Consider the following 1,046-nt stretch of genomic DNA (forward strand, 5'->3'; position numbering starts at 1 on the left):
GACCCGACGACGCTGCCGGGGCGAGGGATCATGCTGGGCGAGGCGCTGTTCGGGATGGACTCCCAGTTCGTCGCCGTCGACGCGGCGGCGCGGGACCTGACACGCGCCGGCCTGCAGTCGCGGGTGCTCGACCGCGGCACGGTGTACACGGTCGCCGGGCGCGTCCCCGGCGAGTGAGTCGGGAGCGAAGGAGTCAGTAGGGGGGAGGGGAAACCCGAAGCCATGAGCGAGTCGTTCCTCTCGAAACGGGTCGACGGGTCGGCCGCGCCGCTGGCGGTCGGCGACGCGATCGCGATCCTGGTCGTGATCGCGATCGGCATGAGCAACCACAACTCCCTGACGGGCGTGGTCGCGCTGCTCGAAACCGCCGCGCCGTTCCTGCTGGGCTGGGCGGTCGCGAGCGTCCCGGTGGGCGCCTACTCCGCCGGCGCCGCCGAGTCGGCGAAGGCCGCGGTGCCGCTGGCGATCCGCTCGTGGGTGCCGGCGGCGGTGATCGGCGTCGCGATCCGCGGCGCGCTCCAGAGCAGTTTCGACACGAACCTGGCCATCTTCCTCGCCGTGATGCTGGCCACCGGCTCGGTCGCGCTGGCCGGCTGGCGCTGGGTCGCGTTCAAACTCCGCTGAGGCCGCCGCCCGAACGCTCCGGCGATCGATCGTCGTTACCCTCGCGTCGGGCCAGTACCGGGACGGTCCATAACTTATGGAAATTCATCGGGATGGTTCCGTAGAGTTTCGGTAAACCGTATCGGTGACCACCGTTCGGATTACGTCTGGGCTACGGGAAACAGTTAATACGGATGATTTCGAAGTTCGTACTGGAGTATGACTGGCTACTACGACTACGTACTCGCCCTGATTCCGGGTGTGTTGGTCGGAGTGACGGCAGCGCTCTCGCTCCTCGGGATCCCCTTGCGTGGGGCACTGTTCCTCGGGGCGGGGGCGTCGATGGTCGTAGTCGGCCACGCTCTGTTCGTCCGGACCCCGGCGGTCGACGAGCGGTCCCGGTCGGAGGTACCCCCCCGCTCGGAGCCGCCGGGGACGAACGC

2 protein-coding genes are annotated in these 1,046 nt (G+C 68.7%); both read left to right on the top strand.

The annotated features are described in order from the left end of the window. The first annotated feature begins 222 nt into the window (after positions 1–222). Complete coding sequence (locus ACFR9S_RS12165) at positions 223–624, top strand: DUF3054 domain-containing protein (RefSeq protein ID WP_379818775.1); 402 nt, start codon at positions 223–225, stop codon at positions 622–624. 198 nt (positions 625–822) lie between these two features. Beyond that, positions 823–1,046 (top strand): hypothetical protein (locus tag ACFR9S_RS12170; RefSeq protein WP_379818776.1); only part of this gene is annotated, 224 nt, incomplete at its 3' end.

Origin of the sequence: Halolamina salina, assembly GCF_042678005.1 — an archaeon.
Lineage (GTDB): Archaea > Halobacteriota > Halobacteria > Halobacteriales > Haloferacaceae > Halolamina > Halolamina salina.